The organism is Pseudomonas sp. RIT-PI-r (assembly GCF_001297015.1).
Lineage (GTDB): Bacteria > Pseudomonadota > Gammaproteobacteria > Pseudomonadales > Pseudomonadaceae > Aquipseudomonas.
In genome coordinates, this window is the sequence record NZ_LIGE01000001.1 from 1 (window position 1) to 318 (window position 318).

Consider the following 318-nt stretch of genomic DNA (forward strand, 5'->3'; position numbering starts at 1 on the left):
TCAAAGACAAAAGGCTGGCTGATGGCTTCGCGACCTTGCAGGGTGAATACCTGAAAGTCAGCAGAAAGACCTTCGATGGTCAGGGCAAAGTGAGTTTCATTGGCCGGCGCGAACATCCCTTGTTCCTTGTGCTGTACAGCGGCGTGAGTCGACGACCGCAAAACGGCTCAACTTACGCGAAATTCTGGAAGGCGAAAACAACATCGACCAGCAGAGCTGGCCGATGCTTGTAACGATCAGCCGTAATTAAACGACTGGAGCACGCCAGTCATCGGAACCCGAAGTACCGGATACTTCGTGGGTCCAGGTGATTTTACG

Annotated in this window: 1 protein-coding gene and 1 pseudogene; both read right to left on the reverse strand. The window is 52.8% G+C overall.

The features are described from left to right. Positions 1-116, reverse strand: a 116-nt coding sequence (locus AK821_RS31215; RefSeq protein ID WP_442965563.1) for a hypothetical protein, incomplete at its 3' end; no start/stop codon positions are given. Positions 117-246: 130 nt separating this feature from the next. Beyond that, positions 247-318, reverse strand: a pseudogene (locus AK821_RS29770) (Hcp family type VI secretion system effector); the annotation flags it as partial.